The 22,833-nt window shown below is 73.6% G+C and carries 20 protein-coding genes; 8 read left to right on the top strand and 12 right to left on the bottom strand.

The genetic code is table 11. The features are described from left to right. Window position 1 precedes the first annotated feature (1 nt). Together OHA37_RS02675 and OHA37_RS02670 are read right to left on the bottom strand one after the other, a co-directional pair. Complete coding sequence (locus tag OHA37_RS02675) at window positions 2-862, bottom strand: NAD(P)-dependent oxidoreductase (RefSeq protein ID WP_266902025.1); 861 nt, start codon at window positions 860-862, stop codon at window positions 2-4. A 184-nt stretch (window positions 863-1,046) separates the two neighbouring features. Continuing rightward, window positions 1,047-2,177 (bottom strand): lytic polysaccharide monooxygenase auxiliary activity family 9 protein, encoded by a 1,131-nt coding sequence (locus OHA37_RS02670; protein ID WP_266902023.1) that lies wholly within the window; start codon window positions 2,175-2,177, stop codon window positions 1,047-1,049. Between the two features lie 1,423 nt (window positions 2,178-3,600). Between OHA37_RS02670 and OHA37_RS02665 the strand changes: the two genes are divergently transcribed. The 4 genes from OHA37_RS02665 to OHA37_RS02650 all read left to right on the top strand — a co-directional run bounded on the left by OHA37_RS02665 (window position 3,601) and on the right by OHA37_RS02650 (window position 6,126). Then, complete coding sequence (locus OHA37_RS02665; RefSeq protein ID WP_266902021.1) at window positions 3,601-4,293, top strand: class F sortase; 693 nt, start codon at window positions 3,601-3,603, stop codon at window positions 4,291-4,293. Between the two features lie 113 nt (window positions 4,294-4,406). After that, window positions 4,407-4,745: a DUF6968 family protein gene (locus tag OHA37_RS02660; protein ID WP_266902019.1), complete on the top strand. Its 339-nt coding sequence runs from the start codon at window positions 4,407-4,409 to the stop codon at window positions 4,743-4,745. A gap of 197 nt (window positions 4,746-4,942) precedes the next feature. Next, window positions 4,943-5,386 carry a nuclear transport factor 2 family protein gene (locus OHA37_RS02655; RefSeq protein WP_266902017.1) on the top strand — a complete coding sequence of 148 codons (444 nt, stop codon included), beginning with the start codon at window positions 4,943-4,945 and terminating at the stop codon, window positions 5,384-5,386. Between the two features lie 137 nt (window positions 5,387-5,523). Beyond that, window positions 5,524-6,126 (top strand): gamma carbonic anhydrase family protein, encoded by a 603-nt coding sequence (locus OHA37_RS02650; protein WP_266902015.1) that lies wholly within the window; start codon window positions 5,524-5,526, stop codon window positions 6,124-6,126. Window positions 6,127-6,396: 270 nt separating this feature from the next. Here the strand turns inward: OHA37_RS02650 and OHA37_RS02645 are convergent, their stop codons facing one another. Both OHA37_RS02645 and OHA37_RS02640 read right to left on the bottom strand, forming a co-directional pair. Beyond that, on the bottom strand, window positions 6,397-8,325 hold the full coding sequence (locus OHA37_RS02645) for an ABC transporter ATP-binding protein (protein ID WP_266902013.1): 1,929 nt from the start codon (window positions 8,323-8,325) through the stop codon (window positions 6,397-6,399). Between the two features lie 81 nt (window positions 8,326-8,406). Beyond that, on the bottom strand, window positions 8,407-8,790 hold the full coding sequence (locus OHA37_RS02640) for a VOC family protein (protein ID WP_266902011.1): 384 nt from the start codon (window positions 8,788-8,790) through the stop codon (window positions 8,407-8,409). A gap of 150 nt (window positions 8,791-8,940) precedes the next feature. Here OHA37_RS02640 and OHA37_RS02635 point away from each other — a divergent pair, with 150 nt between their 5' ends. Continuing rightward, window positions 8,941-11,115, top strand: a complete 2,175-nt coding sequence (locus OHA37_RS02635; protein WP_266902009.1) for an AMP-binding protein — start codon at window positions 8,941-8,943, stop codon at window positions 11,113-11,115. On the opposite strand, the gene OHA37_RS02630 is transcribed toward OHA37_RS02635, so the two are convergent. Continuing rightward, window positions 11,067-13,001: a GNAT family N-acetyltransferase gene (locus tag OHA37_RS02630; RefSeq protein ID WP_266902007.1), complete on the bottom strand. Its 1,935-nt coding sequence runs from the start codon at window positions 12,999-13,001 to the stop codon at window positions 11,067-11,069. The two genes, OHA37_RS02635 and OHA37_RS02630, sit on opposite strands and share 49 nt — an antisense overlap. A gap of 105 nt (window positions 13,002-13,106) precedes the next feature. Between OHA37_RS02630 and OHA37_RS02625 the strand changes: the two genes are divergently transcribed. Beyond that, window positions 13,107-13,529, top strand: coding sequence for a DUF350 domain-containing protein (locus tag OHA37_RS02625; RefSeq protein ID WP_266902005.1), 423 nt, complete (start codon window positions 13,107-13,109; stop codon window positions 13,527-13,529). A gap of 142 nt (window positions 13,530-13,671) precedes the next feature. Here OHA37_RS02625 and OHA37_RS02620 read toward each other — a convergent pair whose 3' ends face one another. From OHA37_RS02620 to OHA37_RS02595, 6 genes are all read right to left on the bottom strand, one after another. Further along, window positions 13,672-14,892: an acyltransferase family protein gene (locus tag OHA37_RS02620; RefSeq protein WP_266902003.1), complete on the bottom strand. Its 1,221-nt coding sequence runs from the start codon at window positions 14,890-14,892 to the stop codon at window positions 13,672-13,674. Further along, on the bottom strand, window positions 14,889-15,932 hold the full coding sequence (locus OHA37_RS02615) for an alpha/beta hydrolase (protein WP_266902001.1): 1,044 nt from the start codon (window positions 15,930-15,932) through the stop codon (window positions 14,889-14,891). The genes OHA37_RS02620 and OHA37_RS02615 overlap by 4 nt, the downstream gene beginning before the upstream one ends. A 137-nt stretch (window positions 15,933-16,069) precedes the next feature. Further along, entirely contained in the window at window positions 16,070-16,750 is a 681-nt protein-coding gene (locus tag OHA37_RS02610; RefSeq protein ID WP_266883770.1) for a response regulator, read from the bottom strand. Then, on the bottom strand, window positions 16,747-17,985 hold the full coding sequence (locus OHA37_RS02605) for a sensor histidine kinase (protein WP_266901999.1): 1,239 nt from the start codon (window positions 17,983-17,985) through the stop codon (window positions 16,747-16,749). Before OHA37_RS02605 ends, OHA37_RS02610 begins: the two co-directional genes overlap by 4 nt. A 715-nt stretch (window positions 17,986-18,700) precedes the next feature. After that, window positions 18,701-19,156 carry a MerR family transcriptional regulator gene (locus OHA37_RS02600; RefSeq protein WP_266901997.1) on the bottom strand — a complete coding sequence of 152 codons (456 nt, stop codon included), beginning with the start codon at window positions 19,154-19,156 and terminating at the stop codon, window positions 18,701-18,703. Window positions 19,157-19,269: 113 nt separating this feature from the next. Continuing rightward, window positions 19,270-20,307 carry an MDR family NADP-dependent oxidoreductase gene (locus OHA37_RS02595; RefSeq protein ID WP_266901995.1) on the bottom strand — a complete coding sequence of 346 codons (1,038 nt, stop codon included), beginning with the start codon at window positions 20,305-20,307 and terminating at the stop codon, window positions 19,270-19,272. Window positions 20,308-20,493: 186 nt separating this feature from the next. On the opposite strand from OHA37_RS02595, the gene OHA37_RS02590 reads away from it, so the two are divergent. Both OHA37_RS02590 and OHA37_RS02585 read left to right on the top strand, forming a co-directional pair. Beyond that, window positions 20,494-21,444, top strand: a complete 951-nt coding sequence (locus tag OHA37_RS02590; RefSeq protein ID WP_266901993.1) for an AEC family transporter — start codon at window positions 20,494-20,496, stop codon at window positions 21,442-21,444. 56 nt (window positions 21,445-21,500) lie between these two features. Continuing rightward, window positions 21,501-21,893: a hypothetical protein gene (locus OHA37_RS02585; protein WP_266901991.1), complete on the top strand. Its 393-nt coding sequence runs from the start codon at window positions 21,501-21,503 to the stop codon at window positions 21,891-21,893. On the opposite strand, the gene OHA37_RS02580 is transcribed toward OHA37_RS02585, so the two are convergent. Beyond that, window positions 21,847-22,797 carry a trypsin-like peptidase domain-containing protein gene (locus tag OHA37_RS02580; RefSeq protein WP_266901989.1) on the bottom strand — a complete coding sequence of 317 codons (951 nt, stop codon included), beginning with the start codon at window positions 22,795-22,797 and terminating at the stop codon, window positions 21,847-21,849. The genes OHA37_RS02585 and OHA37_RS02580 overlap by 47 nt on opposite strands. Between the last annotated feature and the right edge of the window lie 36 nt (window positions 22,798-22,833).

Here is a 22,833-nt window from a genome sequence, read left to right as displayed (position 1 = left end):
CTCAGGGCTGGTCGGGGAAGCCCGCGAAGTAGCCGGCCGCCATGTCCTCGTCGCCGTGGCCCAGGGCGTCGGCGCGGTGGAAACGGGCCCGCGCGGCGACGGCCAGGTCCACCGACACCCCGGCCGACTCCGCCGCGTCGGCGATCAGACCGGTGTCCTTCTCGGCGCCGCGCACCGTGAAACTCGGCGTGAAGTCCCGGTCCAGTACGGCCCGCATCTTGGTCTGGAGGTACGGGCTGTCCATCGGGCCGCCGGTCACGACCCGCGCGAACAGGTCCGGGTCCACCCCCAGCCCCTCGGCCAGCGCCAGGGCCTCGCCGACCGCGGCCGTCACGGTGATCGCGTACCCGACGGTGGCCAGCTTCAGCCGGGTCGCGGACCCGGGCTCCTCCCCGACCCGCAGCACGCTGCTCCCGACGGCGGCGAAGACCGGGTCCAGCCGCGGGTCGGCCGGGCCGCCGACCAGCACCACCAGGGTCCCGTCCTCGGCGGGCTGGCGGGTGCCCTGCACCGGGGCGTCCACGAAGACCATCCCGTGTTCGCCGGCGAAGGCGGCCAGTTCATCGATGTCGGCCAGGCCGACCGTGCCCATCTGCGCCCACACCTGACCGGCGCTCAACCCCTCCACGGCGGCGGCCATGGCCCGGGCCACCGCCGCGCCGTCGGCCAGCATGGTGATCACCACGTCCGCCCCGGCCACCGCATCGGCCGGGCTGTCGGCGACGACCGCACCGTCGGCGGCCAGCGCGGCCGCCTTCTCCCGGGTCCGGTTCCAGACCCGGACCTCCTGCCCGGACCGCAGCAGGTTCCGTGCCATCCCCGTCCCCATGATTCCGGTCCCCAGCAGCGCGACGGTGCTCATGGCGTACTCCCTCTTCGGTGATCCCTCAGGCGTCCCTGCAGGACAGTCTCCACGGGTGCGGAGCCCGATCCCGCCACCGGAACCCCAACGCACCACCGGGGGAGCGGCGGAGAGGCCCCCTCCGGGCAGTCCCGGCCGCGTCCCTTTCCCTCCGGCCAGGGGGCCCTGGCGGACGGTGTCGCGGTCAGCGGGTGCGGCGGCGTCGGGCGATCAAGATCCTGGAGGTGACGCCGAGGGCGAGGACGACGGTGCCGGTGAGGGCGATGAGAGGGGTGGTGCTGCTGCCGCCCGTTTCGGCGAGGTTCTCGCCGTCGAGGGGAGCGGAGCCGCCGTTGGGCCTGATGCCGTGGGTGGAGGACGCGGCGTTGGTGCCGGGGTCGTCGTCGCCGTGGCCCGCGTGCTCCACGGAGGACATGCGCGCGCCCTGGGTGATCTGCGTGTCGGTGGGGGCCTTGGCGTAGGGGCAGTCGGGCGTGCCGATCCGGTCCCAGCGGCCGCGCCCGGGGCGGCCCGGCTTGCTGGGCTTGCCCGGCTTCGAGGGCTTGGCGCTCGGTGTGCCGCCGGTGGACCCCGTGGAACCGGTGGACCCTGATCCCGAGGTGCTGCCCGAGCCGCCGGTGCCGCTCCCGCCCGTGGAGGACCCTCCGGTGGACGCCCCACCCGTGGTGCTGCCGCCGTTGTCGGCGCCGAAGACGACGTCGGAGCAGCTGTAGAAGGCTTCGGGGCTGTCGGAGCGCTGCCAGATCGCGTAGATGAGGTGGCGTCCGGTGCGCTGGGGCACGGTACCGGTGAAGACGTAGTCCTGGCCCTGCATCTGGGGGCTGTTGACGCTCGCGAACGGCTCGTCTTCGAGGTCGGACCACTTCAGCGGTTTGGTGGGGTCGTAACCGTCCTTGGTGATGTAGAGCTGGAAGCCGCCGGCATGCGGGGCGGTCCCCTTGTAGCGGAAGGTGCGCTGCCCCGAGGTCATCGAGCTGGCGGGCCAGTCCCCGCGGGGCAGGTCCAGGCCCTTGAAGGTGGGGTTGCCGGCGGAGCAGAGCCGTCCGTCGGGGATGATCTGGCTGCTGCGGCCGCCCGCGTCGGGGATGTTGACCGCGTTCCAGTCGTAGAACGCCTGCTTGCCGCTGGCCGCAACGGCGGCCTTGCATGCCGCCGAACTCGGATTCTCCGGTCCTTCCGCGTAGCAGGCGGCGACCCGGCTGACCGGGTCGGTCATCGAGCCGTGCGCGGCCGCCGGGAGGGCGGCGTACACGGCGATGCCGAGCGGCGTGAGACTGAGCGTGGCGATACGGGCGGCTGAACGGCGAACGGACACTGGCGGATCTCCTGAACGGGTGGCACACGTGCTGGAAGCCGGGGGAGGAGCGGCGCCGATTCCTGTCCCCTGGGGTCGGCGCCGCGTGATGCGACTCCCTGGAACGCCGAACGTAGTGAGCGCTCCACGGGGGAACGGAGCCCTTCCGGCTGGCTTACGACCGCCTTAAGACCTACCTAAACCGAACATCCGACCCCATCGCGCCGGGGTCGGATCTCCAGGGTCAGCGGTCCTCAATCGCCGTCCGCGGGGTGCCGTTCCTCGTGCCGGTATGCCGGCTGCGCGTTCATTGGGGCTTTCTCCGGAATTGGGAGTAGGTACGGACCTTGATCCCATGTGGCGCATAATCACTGCATTGGCGTGAACCTGACCATTCGCGCTCGAAGCATTGTGTAGATATCGGGGGGAAGCGTGACTCACGCACGTGTGGGAGTGGAACCGTCTCCAGGGCGGTCACCGGAAGACCGGGGAGGGCTGGCCGAGCTGCTCGTCGCCGTACGCCGAGCCAGAGTCGTGGAGGTGGCGAGGCCGGAGGGGGCGGGGGCGCGCCTGGTGCGGGCAGTCGCCGAGCGCCTGGCCTCCAACTTCAGCGACGGCGTGGCCGTGATGGGCATCGAACGCCCCTGCGGCCTCGCGGAGTTGTGGACGGCTCTCGGCTCCGTCGAGGGGATGCCCTTTCTGCCGTTCGGAACGGGGGATCCCATTCCGTGGCTCGCGGGGCACGACATGCTGCTCGTTCTCGACGGCACCGACCATCTGGACGCCGAATCTCGTGTGTGGCTGCGACGCCTGCTGGAAAGGGCCCCAGGGATGCAGTTGTTGACCGCCGGCACGCATCCGCTCGGCCTCCAAGGAGGCCCGGGAGAGGGACATCGGCGCCCCGAAGGGGCTCCGTCGTCGACCCGCCCCGTCCTGTGTACGGGCCCTGCTCCACGGAGCTCGGCCCGTGCAGCCGCCGATGGGCCTGGACCTGGACCTGGACCGGAAGGGGCTGATGAACGGCCAGTCCGGCCGCACCGTGCGCAGGGGGTTGGTCTACGGGTTGGGCGGTGAGATCCGTCATCCATTCGGTCGAACCTTCCGAGGTCTTGATCGCAGGCCTGGACATATCGCTTCACCTGCAAGGTTGTTGATGCCGGCGTCTCGCCGTGTCCACGACACGCCGAACGGGTGACGGTGCTCCGGGATGCGCCGTACGTGCGGCGGCCGTGTGCTGATGCCGAGGCGCGGTTCCTGCCTGACACGGGGGTGGCTCCGTGGCCGCGTCCAGGGGATGGCACGCCGCCGGACGGCATCCGGCCGGGCCTGACCTGTCCGCGGCTCAGGCCGCACACGTGTGGTGGTGCCGGATCCGGAGTCCCGAGCCCGGATCCGGCACTGCCGCGCAGCATCGATCGACAGCACACGGAGCAGGGGGGCACACGTGCCGGATGGACGTCGTTGGGGCAACCGGACGCTCGGATCCCTGACCGCACTGGCGGCAGGTGTGGGGATCTGGCTGATCACCACCGACGACTCGGCTCAGCCGCCACCCCAACCCTCGGAGAGCCAAGGCCTCCTCGGTGCTCAACGCCGCCTCCTCGGAGAGCTGCGCGACGACCGCAGGCATGACCCCGCGCCCACGGCGAGTGCCCGGCCGCAGGCCATGGCCCCGGCCGTGCCCGAACGCGTTCGCATACCCTCGCTGCGCATCGACGCCCCACTGGCGGGGCTGGGCCTGGAGAGCGACCGCAGCCTCCAAGCGCCCCCGCCCGACGACAAGAACCTCGCCGGCTGGTACGCGGACGGCGCATCCCCCGGATCCGACGGCACGGCCCTGATCGCCGGACACGTCGACAACAAGCAGGGCCCTGCCGTCTTCTACCGGCTGGGAGCCATGAAGAAGGGCGAGCGCGTAGAAGTGGAACGCCGGGATGGGACGACCGCGGTGTTCACCGTCTACGCGGTCGAGGTCCACGACCGCAAGGGCTTCCCGGACCAACAGGTGTACGGAGCCACGGGCCGCCCCGAACTGCGCCTCATCACGTGCGGCGGCACGTACGCGAAGGAGACCGGCTACCCGGCCAACGTCGTCGTCTACGCCCGTCTCACTGGTGCGGAGGAGCGCACGCGCTGAGCGGAGCGGAACCCCGGTCGGTCCCCCTGCCCCCTCGCCGCACGCCTGGTGGTCGCGGTGACGAGTGGGTGCGGACTTGACGGTCGATAGCATGGTTTGACCCGATGGGCGAAATGACTGGGGGATCTGTGGTGGACATCCAGCTCGGCGAGGTCATCGCACACCGCGACGTCGTCGCCGACCGCAAGGACGGGAGCTCCTTCCCCGTGGCCGTCAGGCTCTGGGCACCGCGCCGTGACAGCGATCCGGCCGGCGACTGGGTCTGCCCGTGCCGGCTCGACGGGCTCGGAGAATCCAGGGTCTGGATGATCCACGGGATCGACGCCGTCCAAGCCCTCCAGCTCGCCTTCGTATGTCTCAAGGGGCAGCTCGCCGCCGTCGCCGAAGAAGAGGGGCTCACCTTCACCTGGCTCGGAGAGTCGGGACTCGCCCCCGGCGACGTTCTCGGCTGACTCCGAGCGGCGCCCCGGTGCCCCGGTGCCCCGGTGATCCGGCGATCCGGTGATCCGGTGCAGGCAGATGATGACGGCCGACCAGTGCTCCGGCCCGGGACCCTTACCTCTGAGGTAATCGTCTCGGCGTGCCCATGCTGACAGGGTTGGTGATCTCTCCGCGTCGCAGGACGCGGGCCAGGACGGAGAGGTCCGCCATGTCCCTAGCCACACCTGCCAACACGCGCCCCGTGGTTGAGGAGTTGCTGCGCAGAATTGGCGAGGGCGACCCCGAGCGCATCGCCGAACTGTATGCCGAGCAGGGTGATTGGAAGCTCGACTGGCCGGAGGCCGAGCACGGCCGTACTGCCACGCCGTGGATCCGTCACCGGTCCACCCGTGCTGACGCCGTGGCCCACTACCGCGAACTCGCCGAGCACCACGTGCCGGAGCGTGTGGCGACCGAGGTCGAGCGCATCCTTGTCGACGGAAGCGACGCGGTCGTGCTGGGTGAGATCCGCCAGACCGCCCGGCCCACCGGACGTGCCTACACGGCGCGGTTCGCTCTGCATCTCACCGTCGTGGACGGCCTTGTCACCCGGCACCACGTCTACGAGGACAGCCTGGCCGTCGCCCAGGCATTCGAAGCGAAGGATCGGTGAAGGGGCCGCCCGGCGACGCGGCCCCCATTCCCTCCACACGCGCCCTTCCTTTCCCAGCAGCCAGGCGCAGGGGGTCTGCAATCTCGGCAGGTGGAATTGCGCGCGGAGCCGGCCCGGGCTGCGGCATGATCGCGGGCATGTTGATCGATCACGAGGGCTTCTCGCCGACCGTGCATCCCACGGCCTATGTCGCGCCGACCGCGACCCTGTGCGGGGACGTGCGGGTCGGAGCAGGGTGCCGGGTGCTGTTCGGCGCCGTGCTCACCGCCGAAGGCGGCCCGGTGGAACTCGGCGAGGGCTGCATCGTGATGGAGAACGCGGTCCTGCGCGGGACACGCCGCGACCCGCTGAGCCTGGGCAGGCAGGTCCTGGTCGGCCCGGGCTCGTACCTGACCGGATGCTCGGTTGCGGACGAGGTGTTTCTGGCAACCGGCAGCAGGGTGTTCAACGGCGCGCGGATCGGGACGCGCTCAGAGGTGCGCATCAACGGCATCGTGCACCTGCGCACGGTGCTGCCCGCCGACTCGATGGTGCCGATCGGCTGGGTGGCCGTGGGCGACCCGGCGCGGATTCTTCCGCCGCAGGACCACGAGGCGATCTGGGCCGTGCAAAAGGGCCTGGACTTCCCTGGCTACGTCTTCGGCCTGGAGCGACCAGCTGACGGCGAAAGCCTTATGCCGGGCATCTCCGAGCGTTTCGGCCGGGCCCTTGGGCGCCATCGCGACGACCGCCAGATCTGAACCCGCCCTCGCGGACTCGGCCTGCTCGCCAACGGTGGGGCGCATCGCCGCCGCCTGGAGTCTCCGCTCCAGGCGGCGTTCTGCGGTGACAGTGCCGAGGAAGCCGTAGCCGCGCTCGTCGCATCGGGTGGCCACGGCTCGGGCGTGCTCGAGGTGAAGAATCCCGTCGATCACCTGCCGGTGGTTCCGACGTGTTCGCAGTGCGTCCCGTGAACGAGGGGTTCGGCCACCACAGCGGACCCATACCGCCCCCGGCCGCCCCGTTGGCCGTCACCCGCCGGAGACCGCCGCCGCGCCGTCCGGGAGGGCATCCGCCGCCGGGGTGTCCCCGTCCGGGCCGGCCGCCGCGAACTGGGTGCGGTACAGCTCCTCGTACCGTCCGCCCACCGCCAGCAGCTCGGCGTGGGTGCCGCGTTCCACGATCCGGCCGTCCTCCACCACCAGGATCAGGTCGGCCGCCTGCACCGTCGACAGCCGGTGTGCGATCACCACGGCGGTCCGGCCCGACAGGGCCTCGGCCAGGGCCTCCTGGACCGCCGCCTCCGAGGTGGAGTCCAGATGGGCCGTGGCCTCGTCGAGGATCACCACCCGCTGGCCGGCCAGCAGCAGCCGGGCGATGGTCAGCCGCTGGCGCTCCCCGCCCGAGAGCCGGTAGCCGCGCTCGCCGACGACCGTGTCCAGCCCGTCCGGGAGCGAGGCCACGAGCCCGTCCAGCCGGGAGCGGCGCAGGGCCTCCCAGATCTCGTCCTCCCCGGCCTCCGGGCGGGCCAGCAGCAGGTTGGCCCGTACCGACTCGTGGAAGAGGTGGCCGTCCTGCGTGACCATGCCCAGCGTCTCGCGGATCGAGTCCGCGGTGAGGTCCCGTACGTCGACCCCGCCGAGGCGGACCGCACCCGAGTCGGTGTCGTAGAGCCGGGGCAGCAACTGCGCGATGGTCGACTTCCCGGCGCCCGAGGAACCCACCAGGGCGATCATCTGCCCGGGCTCGGCGCGGAAGGACACCTCGTGCAGCACCTCGGTGCCGCCCCGCGCGTCGAGGGTCGCGACCTCCTCCAGGGAGGCGAGGGACACCTTGTCGGGGGAGGGGTAGCCGAAGGAGACCTTGTCGAACTCCACGGCCACCGGCCCCTCCGGCACCCGGCGGGCGTCCGGCTTCTGGGAGATCAGCGGCTTCAGGTCGAGGATCTCGAAGACCCGCTCGAAGCTGACCATCGCGCTCATCACCTCGACCCGCGCCCCGGCGAGCGCGGTCAGCGGCGCGTACAGCCGGGTCAGGAGGAGGGCCAGGGCCACCACCGAGCCCGCGTCCAGCGTGCCGGCGAGCGCGTAGTGGCCGCCGAGCCCGTACACGAGCGCCAGGGCCAGCGCGGAGACCAGGGTGAGCGCGGTGATGAAGGCCGACTGGGCCATCGCCGTGCGGATCCCGATGTCACGCACCCGGGCGGCGCGCGCCGCGAACTCCGCCGACTCCTCGTCGGGCCGCCCGAACAGCTTGACGAGCGTGGCGCCCGGCGCCGAGAAGCGCTCGGTCATCTGCGTGCCCATCGAGGCGTTGAGCGCCGACGCCTCACGCTGCAGCGCCGCCATCCGCACCCCCATCCGGCGGGCGGGCAGCACGAACACCGGCAGGAGCACGAGGGCCAGCAGCGTGATCTGCCAGGAGATGCCCAGCATCACGGTCAGGGTCAGCAGCAGCGTCACGGTGTTCGACACCACCCCCGACAGGGTGTTGCTGAAGGCCCGCTGCGCGCCGATCACGTCGTTGTTGAGCCGGCTGACCAGCGCACCGGTCCGGGTCCGGGTGAAGAACGCCACCGGCATCCGCTGCACGTGGTCGAAGACCGCCGTCCGCAGATCCAGGATCAGCCCCTCGCCGAGGGTGGACGACAGCCGGCGCAGGACCAGCCCCAGCCCCGCCTCCGCGACCGCGATCAGCGCGATCAGCAGGGCGAGGCGGGTGACCGTACCGCCTTCGCGGCCCTCGACGATCGTGGTGACCACGCGGCTCGCGAGCACCGGGGTGGCCACCGCCAGCAGCGCGGTCACCACGCTGAGCAGCAGGAAGTACGTCAGCCCGCGCCGGTGCGGGCGGGCGAAGGCGGCGATCCGGCGCAGGCCGGCCCGCGAGAGCGGGCGCCGGTCCTGCTGGGCGTTGATCGCGCTGTGGAGCGAGGTCCAGGCGGTGACTTCCATATCCATGAGACGAACCGTAGGACCTCAACCAAACTTGAGGTCAAGGGGCAGATGCCCCCGGGGTGACCAGGAACCCTGTTCGACAGGTCAGTCGAGGCAGAAGATGTTCTCCTCGGGATCGGCCATCACGATGATCCCTTCGTTCTCCTCGTCGGACTCCAGCCGGTACAGCCGCTTCGCGCCGAGCTCCTCCAGCCTCGCGGCCTCCACCTCCAGCACGGCCATCCGCTCGTCCCCCTTGAGGCCGGGCGCCGACCGCACGTCCAGGTGCAGGCGGTTCTTCGCCTCCGTCTTGGCCTCCGGGACCCGCTGGAAGTAGAGCCGCGGCCCCTTGCCGTCCGGATCCGAGATGGCCGCCCAGTCGGCGGACCCCTCCGGCGACTGGACGCGATAGCCCAGAGCCTGCGCCCAGAACACCGCCTGCGCGCCCGGATCGGCACAGTCGTACGTCACCTGGAATTCCTTGGCCATGCTGCTGCCTCCGACCACTTGAAACCTGTCCACCGGTACCGGCCGGCTCCGGCCGCGTACCAGCGCAGGACGATAGTGGATCAACCATCGTTCGTACGAGGGATTTCCGAGGCCCTCGTGCCTGTCGGTGCCCGGTGCCAGAATCGGTCCATGACGCAGGGATCAGAGCCCTTCACGCACTCCGGCCCGCACACCGGCGACACCGTTCTCTCCCGCTTCGAACGCTGGGTACGCGACACCCCGGGAGCCCAGGCCCTCGCCGCGGGCGCCGGCAGTCTCACCTACGGACAACTCGACGCACGGGCCAACCAGGTGGCCCACCACCTGATCGGCTCGGGACTGCCCGAGCACGCCGTCGTCGCCGTGGGTTCCACCCCGCGGGCCGAACTCCTCGTCCTGCTCCTCGGCATCCTCAAGGCCGGCGCCGCCTACACCGTCGTCGACGTGGAGAACCCGCGCACCGGACAGCGCCAGCTCGCCGCCGCCCGCCCCTCCGTCCTGCTCGCCGACTCCGCCGACCGGGCCCGCCTCGACGACGGCGGCGACCTGCGGGTGATCCGCCTCGACGCCCAGCAGGCGGCGGCCACGAGCGGGCTGTCCACCGATCCGCCGGACCGGACTCCCCGAGGGAACACGGCCGCCGTGCTCTTCACCGGAGGCGCGGACCGGCGGGCCGTCCCCCTCTCCCACGACCGGCTCCTCGCCGCCCACGAGGGGTGGGCCCGGGTGGTGGGGCCCGTTCCCGAGGACCGGCACCTGATCACCGCCGCCCCGGACCTCACCGGCTTCGCCGCCGGATGGCCGCGGGCCCTGTGCGAGGGCGGCACCCTCGTCCTGCCCGAAGACCCGCGCTGGACACCCGAATCGCTGCGCCGCGCCGTCGACGCCGAGCGGGTCACCGTCCTGCACACCGACCCCGGCACCGCCACCCAGCTCCTCGTCCGCGACCGGGAGGCGTCCCTGTCGCGGACCCTGCGCCGCCCCGACGAAGGGCTGCGGTCACTGCGCATGGTCACGGTCACCGGCGACCGCCTCTACCTCGACGAGCAGGCCGCCCTGCTCGCCCGGCTGCGGCCCGGGGCCCGGCTGCTCAACGTCTACGGGCCCACCGAAGCGGCGGGTGTCGGCGCCCGCTTCGAACTCCCGCAGCTCGCCGGCCCCTTGGACGGCGCCGAGGAACTCTCGCTGATCGGCGCCGCCTTCCCCGGCTGCGTACTGGACGTACGCGACGGGGAGATCCACCTCACCGTGCCCGGCGGCGGCGAACCGGTCCCGACCGGCGACCTCGGAGTGCTGCGCCCCGACGGCCTGCTGGAGTTCCGGGGCCGGATCCGCGACCGGCTCACCGCGGACGGCAAAGTCCTCGACCCGCATCCCGTCGAGTCCGCCATCCGCAGCCACGAGGCGGTCGGCGCCGCGCTCCTGGCCGAGGTCGAGGGCGCCGGTACGGGGGTGAACGCGCGGCCGATGCTCGTCGCCTTCCTCGCCCCGGCCGCGGAGGACGACACCTGGCCCCCTGGCTCCGACCTCCCCGACGGCGGGGAACTGCGCCGGCACCTGGCGGGCAGGCTTCCGGGGGCCATGATGCCGAGTGCCGTGTTCCGGCTGCCCCGGATTCCCCGGGACAGGGCCGGCCGCGAGCAGCGGGCCGCGCTCCCGATGCCGCCGGGATCGGCGGGGGACGAGCCGGGCGGAGGCGGGAGCAAGTACGGCGGCAGGTACGTGCGCGGGTTCGAGGGGCCCAACATCGCCGGATGGATCGGCCTCATCTTCTTCATCGCGGTCGGGCTGGTCCTGGTGGCGGGCTTCACCATGATCCTGACCTTGATCCTCTGGCCCGGTTCCACGGACCTCACCGGTGTTCCGAACCCGTACGCGACGCTCTTCTTCCTCCTCTACATGTTCGAGTGCTGGGCGTTCGCGGCCGGTGTGTGGTTCCTGTTCGCCGGCCGGTCCCGGATGCGCCGCCACGGGCGCCGCGGCCCGCGCATCACCGCGGCCGCCCATCTGGCGATCGTCTACCTGCTGGCCGCGTGGTGGCCGCAGGACAACTTCTACCGGCTCGCGGCCAAGCAGGACTGGCCCCAACAGGCCGCGCTCGTCTACGCCTTCAACATCCCGCTGATGATCGCCGCCGGGATCGTGGCGGTCTACGCCTCACGTCCGCCGCTCAGTGTCTTCGACGTGGAACCGGACCCGGCGTCGTCGGCGTCGGCGTCGGCGTCGGCGTCGGCGTCGGCATCGACTTCAGCGTCGGCTTCGGCTTCGGTTCCGGCTCAGGGAGCGGACCGGGACGGGGCCCGGGCCACCGATCCGGCCGGCTGAGTCCCGGCCGGCCGGGCCCCGGCCGGCTCCCCGAACATCGCTCCGACGGACAGGGCCTCCGCCCGCACCAGCCGTTCGGCCGCGTCCAGCAGCTCCCTGCCGGTCGCGGCCACCAGGGCGCCCATCCAGGGCGCCGGTTCGAAGGCGCCGGTGGGGATGGCGGGGAGGAACACCGCGCCCATCCCGGCGCACCGGCGGGACAGCCGCTCGCACAGTTCGCCGAAGGCCGCCTCCGGCAGCCGGGCACCCAGCTCCACCCGGTCCGCGATCCGTACGAAGTGCCCCGCGCCCCGCAGTTCGTCGAGCCGGGCCGCCACCACGAAGGCGACGGACGGCCCGGTCAGGCGCAGGTTCGTCTCCGTCGGGGCGAGCCGTCCCGCGCCGTCGGCGACGAAGTCCACGTCGAACCAGCCCCGGTAGCCGGCGGCCGACAGCTCCCGGCCCACTGCGCGGCCGAAGCCGAGCAGCGGTTCCTCCGCCCACCCGGGGAGCACCCCCGGACCCACCGTCGCCCCGCGGTACCCGCCGTCCGCCACGTCCATGACCGCCCCGCCGACCTCGTGCACGCGGCCCCGCGGGTCCACGAACCCGTCGTACGTGAGGTCGCGCGGCTCGGCCGGATCCGCCGGACCGCGTACGTACTCCTCCACCAGCAGCGGTCCGCGCGGCAGCGCCCGCACCACCGCCCGGGCGCCGCCGGCCGCGCGGACCCGCCCGGGGGTCATCACCGTGGTGCCCGAGCCGCCGACGCCGTGCTCCGATTTCAGAACGGTGCTCTCGCCCGCCTTGGTCCGGGACGCCAGCAGCCGGACCGCCGTCCGCCGGGTGTCCGCCCGCCACTGCGCGGGCAGTGTGATCGCGGGGTGCCCGCCCTCCGCGAGGATCCGGCCGAACAGGCCGTGAGCCGCCGACTTCGACTCGTACCGCAGCTCGTCCGGTCGCCACGGGCGCCGGGCCAGCCGTGCGAAGGGGGCGGTCAGGCCCCACGGTACGAGGGGCGCACCGGCCTCGGCTCCGACCCCGGTGTCGGCCCCGGCCTCGGCCGCTGTCCCGGTCAGCCGTGCGGCCAGCGCCGGCCGGGACCGTACGGCGTCCGAGAGGCCCGGATCCCGCTCCGCGAGCCCGTCGTACACCTCCACCCCGGCGGGCCAGTCCAGTTGGCGCCCGAGCAAGGAGATCCATCCCGGCGGCACCGGGCGCGGCAGCACCAGCGCGGCCGGCCGCGGGCTGTAGAAGGCGGCGAGGCAGGCGTAGTGGTGGGCGGCGTGCTGCTCCCGGTCCAGGGAGGCGTCCGCGAACTGCGCGTTGTACTCGGCGACATTGCCCACGTGCACGGCCGCCCGGCCGCCCGTCCAGGCACGGGCCCAGTCGGCCAGGGGCACGGGCGCCACCTCGAACCGCACCAGCCCGCCGGTGGCATCCGGCCCCGCGTCCGGCTCCGGCCCCGGTTCCGGTTCCGGTTCCGGACCCGAGGCCACCGCGCCCATCGCCCGGTAGAACCCCGTGGCATGCGGATCGGCGTCGATCAGCAGCCGGCGGAAGCCGAGCCCGGCGGCGCGCCGCAGCACGTCCCGGTACAGCAGGCGGCCCACGCCCGAGCCGATGGCGGCCGGTTCGACGAAGAGCAGCCCCAGCCGCCCGAGCGGCGGCTCCCCGTCCAGGGAAGCGAGCCCGAGCACGGCGGCCGGGCCGCCGCCGGACCGGGCCCCGGCCGCCCCCTGGGCGACCACGATCCGCCGCCGCACCACGTCTCCGGCCCCGATCCGCAACTCCGGCGCGCACGCGGCAAGGAACTCCGCGCCGTACCCCCAGTGCGCCTTGGAGCGCAGGACCAGCTCCGTCAGCGCTCCGGCCTCGGCGGGCCGCGCCGCCCTGAGCTCTGCCATTTCCTGACCTCCCCATGGTCGGGTGCGGTGCCGTGCGATAGATTCGGCCACCGCGACGACAGGCACGCGACGTACTTCCTACCCCACCCCGGAGACGGCTTCCCAATGAGCGACATCATCAACGGACTTGGCCGCACCACCGCATTCGGCGGCGTCGGCCTGGTGCTGCTCATCCTCGGCATCGTCCTGGTGGACGTGCTGACCCCCGGCAAACTGCCGAAGCAGATCTGGGAAGAGCGCAACCGGAACGCCTCCGTGATGCTCTCCTCGGCGCTGCTCGGCATCGGCGGCATCGTCTTCACCTCGATCTGGACCACGTACGACAGCTTCGGCAAGGGCCTGCTCTCCACGGCGGCCTTCGGACTCCTCGGCCTGATCCTGATGGCCGTGGCCTTCCTGGTGCTGGACCTGGTGACCCCGGGCAAGCTCGGCGCCATCGTGGTCGACCCCGAGCCGCACCCCGCCGTGTGGGTGACGGCATCCTGCAACCTCGCGGTCGCCGCTATCGTCGCCGCCTCCATCGCCTGACGGCTCGCCGAGAGCGCACGAGAACGCACGAGAGCGCCGCTCCCCTCGGGGAGCGGCGCTCTCGTTTCATACGGGTGCTCCGGCCGTCCGCCCGTTCAGTCGCGGTCAGCTGCGACGGTGAACAAGATCCGGAAGAGACGGCCTACGCCAGTCCCAGGGCGAACACCGCGAATCCGGCCGCCAGCAGGCCCGCGACGGTCCGTCGCGTCGCCGAGGCCCGTGTCCACGGCTGCTCGAAGCGGCGGGCGTACCGGGCGATGCCCACCAGCAGCACCGCGAACACCGGCATCCACGCGAGCCGCGCCACGATCCACCCGACACTGTCCGGCGCCGTCGTCAGCCCGGCCAGGCCGCCCGCGAACGAGCCGGGTACGGCGGCCGCCAGCATCGCCGTCTGGTGCCAGCACAGGATCGTCATCGCGCACAGGTTGATCACGACCACCGGCGCCCACAGCAGCGGCCGGGCCAGCAGCCGGGCCAGCCGGTCCCGCAGCAGGATCGCGGCTCCCGACTGGGCCGCGGCCAGGGCCAGTACCAGCAGCGACGGCGGATGCGAGTTGGTCCGGGCCTCGCCCGGCACGCCGACCATCGACGCCGGGTAGTGGAAGAGCATCAGCAGGGCCGCGAACAGCGCGCCACCGCCCACCAGCAGGAGCCGGCCTCCGCGCCGCCCGATCCGGCCCTCGCCCCAGTCCACGCCGAGCTGGTACGCGAACAGCCAGCCCGGCAGGATGTTCACCAGCGCCACCCACCCGGGCACCGAGTCCGCGAAGGGCCCGTAGCGCAGGAAGTCCACGACGGCGACCGAGGCGAGCAGCGGGGCCGCCGCCCAGCCTCCGAGCCGGTGCGCGGCGCGCACGCAGTACGGGGTCAGCGCGGTCACCACCGCGTACACCCCCACGAACCACAGCGGCTGGATCACCAGCTTCGCCCCGGTCCGCAGGGTGGCCTCGGGCACCCCGGCCGCGTACAGCACGGGCGCGGCCAGCGCCCACACCGCCGTGACCCCGAGCACCGGCCGCCCCAGCCGGGCGATCCGGCCCTTGAGCCAGGCCCCGGCCGATCCGGTGTGACGCCGGAAGGAGAGCGCCGAGGCGTAGCCGCCGACGAGGAAGAAGACGCCGAGCATCTGCAGCACCCAACTGGCCGGGGCCAGGCCGCCGAAGGCGGAGAGGGGGCTGGCGTTGTGCAGGCCGCCTTCGGGGTCGAGGGTGAAACCGCCGAGCAGCCAGTGCCCGGTCGGCACGGCCAGCAGGGCCAGCGCGCGCAGCCCGTCGATCGCCCGGTCCCGGTGGGCGGGGGTCTTCGCGTCGATCCGGCCGGCGGCCGCCCGCGCCTTGGTGAGGAGGGACGGCGTGCTCATCGGGCCGCTCCCGTCGCGATGGAGGCGAAGGCCTTCAGGGACCGGGTGCCGGGGGTGAAGTAGCCGGTGTGGCCCGTCACGTCGGCGGCGTCGACGGGGCGGGCGCCGAAGGCCGCCGAGGTGGGATCGGCACCGTGGCCGAGCCCGGCGAACTCCACGTTGGGCACGTCGGAGATCCAGTCGGAGGGCCCGCGCGCCGCCCATACGCGGGCTTCGGTGTGCAGGTCGGCGACGCTGTCGGCGCGCATTCCGGGGGAGCCGAAGGCGACGATGTCGGTGGCGTCCGCGTGCCGGGCCGCCAGCCCGCAGACCACCGAGCCGTAGCTGTGGCAGAAGAGCACCGGGTCGGGTGCGCCGACCGCGCCGAGCCCCTCGGTGAACCGGGCGAGGCGGACCGTGCCCGCCTGCGCCAGCCGCCCCCGGGCCGTGTCCAGGCCCATCCCGACGGGCGTGGTGTAGCCGGTCCAGGCGATGACGGCGACGCCCGGCCCGGTCGCGGACCTCAGGGCGCGGGCCATGCCCGCCGGGCCGGTGTGGGCGGCCCGCGGGCGGTCGTAGGTGGTGGCGTCGTTGTCCGAGCCCGGCACGATCACCGAGACGTGCTCGGCTCGCCGCAGGTCCCCGAAGACCTCGGCGACGGTGCCCCGCCCGCGCGGGTCGAAGGCCAGGATCTGCCGGCCGGGCGCGGCCAGCGAAGCGAAGCGGGGCTCGCCGGTCGCCAGCACGGCCAGCCGGTTGGCCTCGTACCTGAGAGGGAGCGGAGCCCCGTCCAGATTGCCCACCACCAGCGGGTGGGAGCGTACGAGGCCCTGCGCCCGGGTCTCCTCCAGCCCGGCGAAGAACCGTGCGACCTCCGACGGCGTCGCCCGCGCCGGGTCCGGCAGCGGCCGCCCGGACACCGCGTCGGCCCGCCAGGCGGCGGTGCCCGGCGGCGGGCCGGTGACCGCGGTCTGGGCGTCCGCCGAGGCCCATCCCGCGGTGCCCGCGACCACGGCCGCCGCCAGTGCTGCCGTGACCAGTGTCCTTGCGAAGCGGCCCATGCCCCTTCTCCTCTCCTCGTGACGAGGAGGAAGGTAAGAAGGAGGTGCCTGACCGGGCGTCGCACCGTGGAGCCAAGTCGGATGTCATACCCCGGTAGGGGGTGGAGGAGAGAACAGGGGGAGGGGAAGCGGGGGGATCAGCCGCCGTCGCCCGGACGCACCAGCCCCGCCTCGTAGGCGAAGATCACGGCCTGGGCCCGGTCCCGGAGGTCCAGCTTGCCCAGCACCCGCCCGATGTGGGTCTTGACCGTCTGCTCCGCGACCACCAGATGACCGGCGATCTCCTGGTTGGACAGCCCGCGCGCGATCAGTTCCAGCACCTCGGTCTCCCGCGGGGTCAGCCCGTTCAGCCGCAGCGCCGGGTCCCGGCGCGGCGCGGGGCGCCGCTCGACGAAGTCCGCGATCAGCCGCCGCGTCACCGACGGAGCCAGCAGCGCCTCGCCCGAGGCGACCACCCGTACCGCCGCGATCAGATCGGCCGGCGGGGCGTCCTTCAGCAGGAAGCCGGAGGCCCCCGCGCGCAGGGCCTCGTACACGTAGTCGTCGATGTCGAAGGTGGTCAGCATCAGCACCTTCGGCCGGTGCACCACCCCCGGCGGGGGATCGAGGAGCTCGCGCGCGGCACTGAGCCCGTCCATCTCCGGCATCCGCACGTCCATCAGCACCACGTCGGGGTGGACGGTGCGGGAGACCTGGATCCCCTGGCGTCCGTCGGGCGCCTCACCCACGACGTCGATGTCGGCCTGCGCCGACAACAGCGCGGCGAAACCCGCCCGCACCATGGCCTGGTCGTCGACGATGATCACGCGGATGGTCAACTTGGTTCCTCGGGAGCGGTGTTGATGGGCATGCGGGCGGCGACCCGGAAGCCGCCGTCGGGCAGCGGACCGATGTCCAGCGTCCCGCCCGTCAACCGTACGCGCTCCCGCATCCCCACCAGCCCGTGCCCGGTGCCCGAAGTCTCCACCGCCACCACCGCGTCCCGCGCCGGGCCGTTGACCACCAGCACCAGGAGCTCCTCCTCGTCGAAGGTCACCGAGACCCGCGTCGCGGCGCCCGGCGCGTGCCGCACCACATTGGCCAGCGCCTCCTGGACGATCCGGTACGCCGACAGGTCCACGGCCGGCGGCGCCGCCCCGGCCGCGCCCGCGGCCAGTGCCAACTCCACCGGCTGCCCGGCCCGTACGGTCGCCTCCACCAGCTGCTGCAACCGGCCGAGGCCCGGCTGCGGGGTCCGGTCGGCGCCGTTCGCCTCGTCCCCGCGCAGCACCGTCAGCAGCCGCCGCATCTCGCCCAGCGATTCGCGCGCGCTCGACGCGATCGCCGCGAACTCCTCCCGCACCGGCTCCGCCATGCCGGGCAGCCGGTACGGCGCCGAATCCGCCTGGACCGTGATCACCGACATGTGGTGGGCCACCACGTCGTGCAACTCCCGCGCGATCCGGGCCCGTTCCTCCAGCAAGGTGCGCCGGGACCGCTCGGCTTCGCTGATGCTCTCCTGCTCGGCGATCTTCTGGCGCGCGTCGCCGAGCCCGCGCAGCGCTCCCGTCAGCGCGAGGACCACCCCGGCCAGTACGAACAGCAGGGCGACGGTGTTGGTCACGCCGTCCGGCCCGAAGGCGCTCAGCAGCGCCCCGGCCACGCCGGTCGCCAGCCACACCCCGACCAGGGTCCGGATGGACTCGCGCAGTCCCAGGCAGGCCATCAGCACCAGGTAGCCGATGATCGCCATCGGCGTCCAGGGCCAGGCGTGCCCGGCCACCCGGTCGGCCTGGGTCAGTACGGCGGCCCCGATGACGTCCGCGACCAGCACCATCCCCCACGCGGGCAGCGGCCGGGTCACGGCGAGCAGCAGCGGCAGGGTCTGGGCCACGCCCAGCGCCCCGGCCCAGCCGCCGCCCGCCTTGTAGTCGTTGGTCAGCACCGCGATCGTCACCGGCAGCAGCGTCATCACGCACACGGCGGTCACGGCGTACGGCAACAGCCGCTGCCAGGCCTCGGGCGCCTGCGCGAGCAGCGGTTCGGCGGCCCGCGCGGGGGTGCGCAGCGCCACCGCGAACCGCCCGGGCGCGCGGGGCCCTCGCGGGGCGGGGGCGGTGCCCGGGCCGACCGGCGCGGACCGGGGCGGCGGTCCGGACGGGGACTCGGGCTGGGGTTCGGACGGGGATCCGGGCTGGGGTTCGGACGGGGATCCGGGCTGGGGTTCGGACGGGGATCCGGGCTGGGGTTCGGACGGGGATCCGGGCTGGGGTTCGGACGGGGATCCGGGCTGGGGTTCGGACGGGGATCCGGGCTGGGGTTCGGACGGGGATCCGGGCTGGGGTTCGGACGGGGATCCGGGCTGGGGTTCGGACGGGGATCCGGGCTGGGGTTCGGACGGGGATCCGGGCTGGGGTTCGGACGGGGATCCGGGCTGGGGTTCGGACGGGGATCCGGGCTGGGGTTCGGACGGGGATCCGGGCTGGGGTTCGGACGGGGATCCGGGCTGGGGTTCGGACGGGGATCCGGGCTGGGGTTCGGACGGGGATCCGGGCTGGGGTTCGGACGGGGATCCGGGCCGGGGTTCGGACGGGGACCCGGGCCGCGGTTCGGACGGAGACCCGGATGGGGACCCAGATGGGGACCCGGACAGGGATCCATGCGGCGATACCGACGGGGACCGGGATCCGGGTCGGGCTCGGAAGAGGGATCGGAATCGGGATCGGGCGCGCTCGCTCATGATCGGCCCAGCGTATGCGTCCGAGGCCGGCCGGGCCCCCGGCCGGAACTCACCGGCCGCCCGGGTCCGGAAGCGGATCCGGGGACTGGACCGCCACAGGACGCGGTACCGGCACGGTTGCCGGGTCCGGCTCCGCCTCCGGGGCGTCGGCGGAGCCGTCGAACCCTGCCCGCCGGGCGAGGGCCTCGCGCAAGCGCGTGAGTCGCTCGATCTCCGCGTCGAGCACGGAGAGCCGGTGCCCGACGACCCCGCCGCCGGAGCCGCAGCTCGGCGGCGGATCGGCCGCGAGCAGGTGGAGCCGGTCGGCCACGCCGCACAGGTCCTCGACGGTGAATCCGTGAGCCAGCAGATCCCGGATGATCCGGATCCTGTCCACGTCCCCGGGCCCGTACTCCCGCTGCCCGGAGGGGCTGCGGCCCTGCGGGGCGAGGAGTCCGCGCTGCTCGTAGAACCGCAGCGCCCGGGGCGTGGTCCCCGCTGCCGCCGCCGCGTCACCGATCCGCATCCCGCGCCACCTCCGTGTTCCCCACGCCACGCGGCACAGTCGTACCGCACGCCACGCCACGCCCCGCCCCGCCGCGAGGCCCGGCACCGCACCGCACCGCCCGCGCGGCCGGACTACTCCGGCAATTCCACCACCACGGCGCCGAAGTGCCGTCCCCCGGTCAACTCCCCCAACGCCTGCGGGGCGCGATCGATGCCCGGGATCCGCACGTGCGGGAAACGGATCTCCCCGGAGCGCAGCCAGGCCCCGAAGCGGGCGGTCCACTCTTCCTCCACGTCAGGATGCTCCGTACCGAGGTACCCGCGCACCGAGACGCCCCTGACGACCAGGCGGAACGAGTCGACCTCCACCGGGGCCTCGCCCCCGGACCGACCCGGCGCCAACTGGCCGGAGAGCGCGCCGACCAGTGCGAAGCGGGCGCCCTGCCGGGCGGCGCCGAGGGCGGCGGACAACTGCTCACCGCCCACCGTGTCCACGAGTACGTCGATCCCCCCGGGCGCCGCCCCGGCGAGCTGCTCCGCGAAGGGCCGCCCGGCGCCCCGCAGCAGGACCGCGTCGTAGCCGAGCTCCGCGACCAGCCGGTCGGCCTTCTCCGGGGAGCCGGTGGTGCAGATCACCCGGCCCGCGCCCAGCAGCCGCGCCGTCTGGCCGGCGAGGGTCCCGACCGCGCCGGCCGCTCCGGTGACCAGAACGGTGTCCCCGGGCCGGACCCCGGTGAGCCGGGTCAGCGCGCCGTACGGGGCCGAGCCCTGGGCGAGGTACGCCACCGGATCGGGCAGGGTGTCGTCCAGCGGGGTGCAGTCGGCGGCGTCCACCAAGGCGTACTCCCGCCAGCCGAGCAGGTGCGAGACGAGCGTGCCCGGGCGCAGCGGGCTGCCGGCCGGGGCGGCCACCACCTCGCCGACGGCCGGCCCGAACAGCGTGTCGCCGGTGCGCAGCGGGGGCAGCGGCAGCCCCTCGGCCGCGCCGCCGATCAGGGTGAGCAGCCCGGGGAACACCAGGAAGTGGCGGTTGCGGACGAGCACCCGGCCCGGACCTGGCACCGGCACCGGTACCTCGACGACGGCGAGGCGCGGCCCCTCGGGCGGCCCTTCGCGGCGGTCGGCGAGCCGGATCTCGCGTGCGGTACGGGGCAGGGCGGCCGTGGCCATGGAGGCTCCTCGAAGCGGCGCGGCCGGCGACGGCGCGGACGGCCGCCGCCTGGCCGGGGCGGGTGGGTGCGCCGAAGCTAAACCCTGACCCGCACGTCAGGGTCAAGCCCGCTCAAGGCGCCGCACCGGCTCGGCATAGACTGCGCCCGGCTCGGAAGATCACTGAACGGCGGGGAGCGGGTACGCATGGGCGGGGCGGCCGCGCTGGAGAAACTGATCCCGGTGGCGCTGGCCTTCGGCGTCGGCGTGTTCCTCGCGCGGCGCAAGGTGGTCCCCGCCGAGGCCTCCAAGGCCTTCGCCGACTACGCGTTCCTCTTCGCGGTCCCGTGCTACCTGTTCGGCAACATCTACGCGGCGGACCTCTCCGCCCTCTTCGACTGGCGGGCCATCGGCGGCTACGCGGCCGCCGCCGCCCTCGCGGTCGCGGCGGTGGCCGCCGTCTCGGCGGCAGCCGGACTGCGCGACCCCCGGGCCGTGGCGCTGCGCGTGATGGCCGGGGTCCAGGTCAACACCGCCTACTTCGCCGTCCCCGTGTTCATCACCTTCTTCGGCACGGCGGCGCCGATCTTCCCGGTGCTGCTCTTCCAGGTCTGCGTGCTGTCGCTCGTCGTCATCGCCATCATGGAACTGGGCCGCACCGGCCCCGGCTCCGGCGGCGGCCCCGCCCGGCGCCTGGGACGCGCCGTCAGCGCCTCGCTCGTCACCCCGCTGGTCCTCGCCTGCAACGCGGGGATCCTGCTCAACCTGCTCTCCGTGCACGTCCCGGAGGTGGTCCTGGACGGGGCCGCCTTCGTCGGCGACAGCGCCTCCCCGGTGGCCCTCTTCGCCCTCGGACTGCACCTCGGCGGCATCGGCCTCGACGTCCGGGGGACCACCCGCGAGGAGCTGGCGCTCATCGGCTTCAAGTGCGTGGTCTTCCCGCTGCTGGCGTGGGCGGTGTGCGGGGCGCTGTTCGGGGTCCGGGGCGAGTGGCTCACGTACCTCGTGCTGATCGCCGCGATGCCGACGCCCCAGAACCTGTTCATCTTCGCCCAGCGCTACGACGTGGGCGTCGACCTCTCAGCCGCCGTCGTGATCAAGAGTTCCCTGGTCTGCCTCCTGCTGCTGCCGCTCTGGCTGCAGGCGCTCTCCCCGTGACCCGGGCCGTCCGGGCCGCCTTCGTTCCCCGGGCGGGCTCCGCTCGTTGAGCGGGTATGGAGCTCCCGACGATCGCGGCGCCCGGCGTCGGTGAACAGGCCGACGCCGTGGCCGATGCCGCCTGCCACCTCTACGACACCCTCGCGCCCTGGGGGCGGACCGCCCCCGGAGGGTGGAGCCGGGGCGCCGCCGAGGACGCCGCCGAGGCCATCGAGACGGTCGCGCACGCCCTCGCGCACGCCCATCCGCGGGCCGAGGTCATCCTCGGGCCCGTGCACACCGCCCTCGCGGACCTGCGCCGGCAGTTCGGCCTCGCGCCCGCCGAACCGCTGAGCGCGGAGGGGCTGCCGGCGACGCCGAGGACGGTGGGCAACCCGCGCCGCACCCGCTGGGTGCGGGTGCTCACGCCACCCGCGCCCCGGCGAGAGCCTTCTCGTACAACTTCCTGATGTCGGCGCCGAAGTAGGAGCTGTAGGAGGTGTCGGGGGTGTCCCCGCCCGTCTTCCAGCCGCCGATCACCCCGACCACGTCGCCGGTCTCGGTCCGCTCGTCGAAGCCGGTCAGGAACGGGCCGCCGCTGGTGCCGCCCGGGTAGCCGGTGCAGTCGATCCGCAGGAACGATCCGGGGATCCCCGGATCGGTGCTGGTGAACTTCGTCGTCCGGTTCACGCACAGCCGGGGCCGGGCGGCGGAGGCCGGATAGCCGATCAGCGAGACCTGCTTGTGCGCGTACGGGGCGCCGGTGACCAGCCGGTTCCCGCCGACCACGTCCTCCACGGGGTAGCCGTCGGCGTCCGGGCCGACCTGGGCGAAGGCCACGTCGAGGGCGGCGCCCTTGTCGGCGCCGAGCTGCCGGTAGCGCGGGTCGATCCACACCTTGGAGCGGCCGGCCGCGTCGCGCAGGACCGGGAACATCCCGTACGGCTGGGGGTTCTGGGCCGTGTACTGCGGTACGAACGCCACCTGCCGGGCGTCCGTACCGAGCAGGCAGTGCGCCGCGCTGAGCACCATGTCGCGGCCGGGGGAGGCGACCACGCTCGCGGTGCAGAAGTACGCGCCGCCGCCCTTCATGACGAACATCCGGCCGACGACCGGGATGCCGTCGAAGTCCCGGCCGGTCCCGTCCACCGCGGCCGGGGCGCCGCCCCGGCTGATGGGGACCGCGGACGCCATCCGGTCGGGAGTCCAGAACGACTCGGCCTCCCGGGCCGACCACCGCTCGGTGGCGGGGGCCTTGGCCGGGGCCTGCGCCGCGGCCTGCGCCGGGGCGGTGCCGGCCTCGGCCTCGGGCAGGGGCCCGCCGGGCAGCAGCAGGGCGGCCGTGGCCGCCGCCACCGTCAACGTACGTCGCATGTCCGTCTCCTTCTTCGGGGATGGGCAGGGAGAGCG

Source organism: Streptomyces sp. NBC_00335 (assembly GCF_036127095.1).
Lineage (GTDB): Bacteria > Actinomycetota > Actinomycetes > Streptomycetales > Streptomycetaceae > Streptomyces.
This window is presented reverse-complemented; position numbering and strand designations above follow the sequence as displayed.

What these genes read in the sequence shown, in the direction of transcription:
- OHA37_RS02675 (WP_266902025.1), bottom strand. Translation starts at nt 862, where the DNA reads ATGAGCACCGTCGCGCTGCTGGGGACCGGAATCATGGGGACGGGGATG.
- OHA37_RS02660 (WP_266902019.1), top strand. Translation starts at nt 4,407, where the DNA reads ATGACTGGGGGATCTGTGGTGGACATCCAGCTCGGCGAGGTCATCGCA.
- OHA37_RS02655 (WP_266902017.1), top strand. Translation starts at nt 4,943, where the DNA reads ATGTCCCTAGCCACACCTGCCAACACGCGCCCCGTGGTTGAGGAGTTG.
- OHA37_RS02650 (WP_266902015.1), top strand. Translation starts at nt 5,524, where the DNA reads ATGTTGATCGATCACGAGGGCTTCTCGCCGACCGTGCATCCCACGGCC.
- OHA37_RS02645 (WP_266902013.1), bottom strand. Translation starts at nt 8,325, where the DNA reads ATGGATATGGAAGTCACCGCCTGGACCTCGCTCCACAGCGCGATCAAC.
- OHA37_RS02640 (WP_266902011.1), bottom strand. Translation starts at nt 8,790, where the DNA reads ATGGCCAAGGAATTCCAGGTGACGTACGACTGTGCCGATCCGGGCGCG.
- OHA37_RS02635 (WP_266902009.1), top strand. Translation starts at nt 8,941, where the DNA reads ATGACGCAGGGATCAGAGCCCTTCACGCACTCCGGCCCGCACACCGGC.
- OHA37_RS02630 (WP_266902007.1), bottom strand. Translation starts at nt 13,001, where the DNA reads ATGGCAGAGCTCAGGGCGGCGCGGCCCGCCGAGGCCGGAGCGCTGACG.
- OHA37_RS02625 (WP_266902005.1), top strand. Translation starts at nt 13,107, where the DNA reads ATGAGCGACATCATCAACGGACTTGGCCGCACCACCGCATTCGGCGGC.
- OHA37_RS02620 (WP_266902003.1), bottom strand. Translation starts at nt 14,892, where the DNA reads ATGAGCACGCCGTCCCTCCTCACCAAGGCGCGGGCGGCCGCCGGCCGG.
- OHA37_RS02615 (WP_266902001.1), bottom strand. Translation starts at nt 15,932, where the DNA reads ATGGGCCGCTTCGCAAGGACACTGGTCACGGCAGCACTGGCGGCGGCC.
- OHA37_RS02600 (WP_266901997.1), bottom strand. Translation starts at nt 19,156, where the DNA reads ATGCGGATCGGTGACGCGGCGGCGGCAGCGGGGACCACGCCCCGGGCG.
- OHA37_RS02595 (WP_266901995.1), bottom strand. Translation starts at nt 20,307, where the DNA reads ATGGCCACGGCCGCCCTGCCCCGTACCGCACGCGAGATCCGGCTCGCC.
- OHA37_RS02590 (WP_266901993.1), top strand. Translation starts at nt 20,494, where the DNA reads ATGGGCGGGGCGGCCGCGCTGGAGAAACTGATCCCGGTGGCGCTGGCC.
- OHA37_RS02585 (WP_266901991.1), top strand. Translation starts at nt 21,501, where the DNA reads ATGGAGCTCCCGACGATCGCGGCGCCCGGCGTCGGTGAACAGGCCGAC.
- OHA37_RS02580 (WP_266901989.1), bottom strand. Translation starts at nt 22,797, where the DNA reads ATGCGACGTACGTTGACGGTGGCGGCGGCCACGGCCGCCCTGCTGCTG.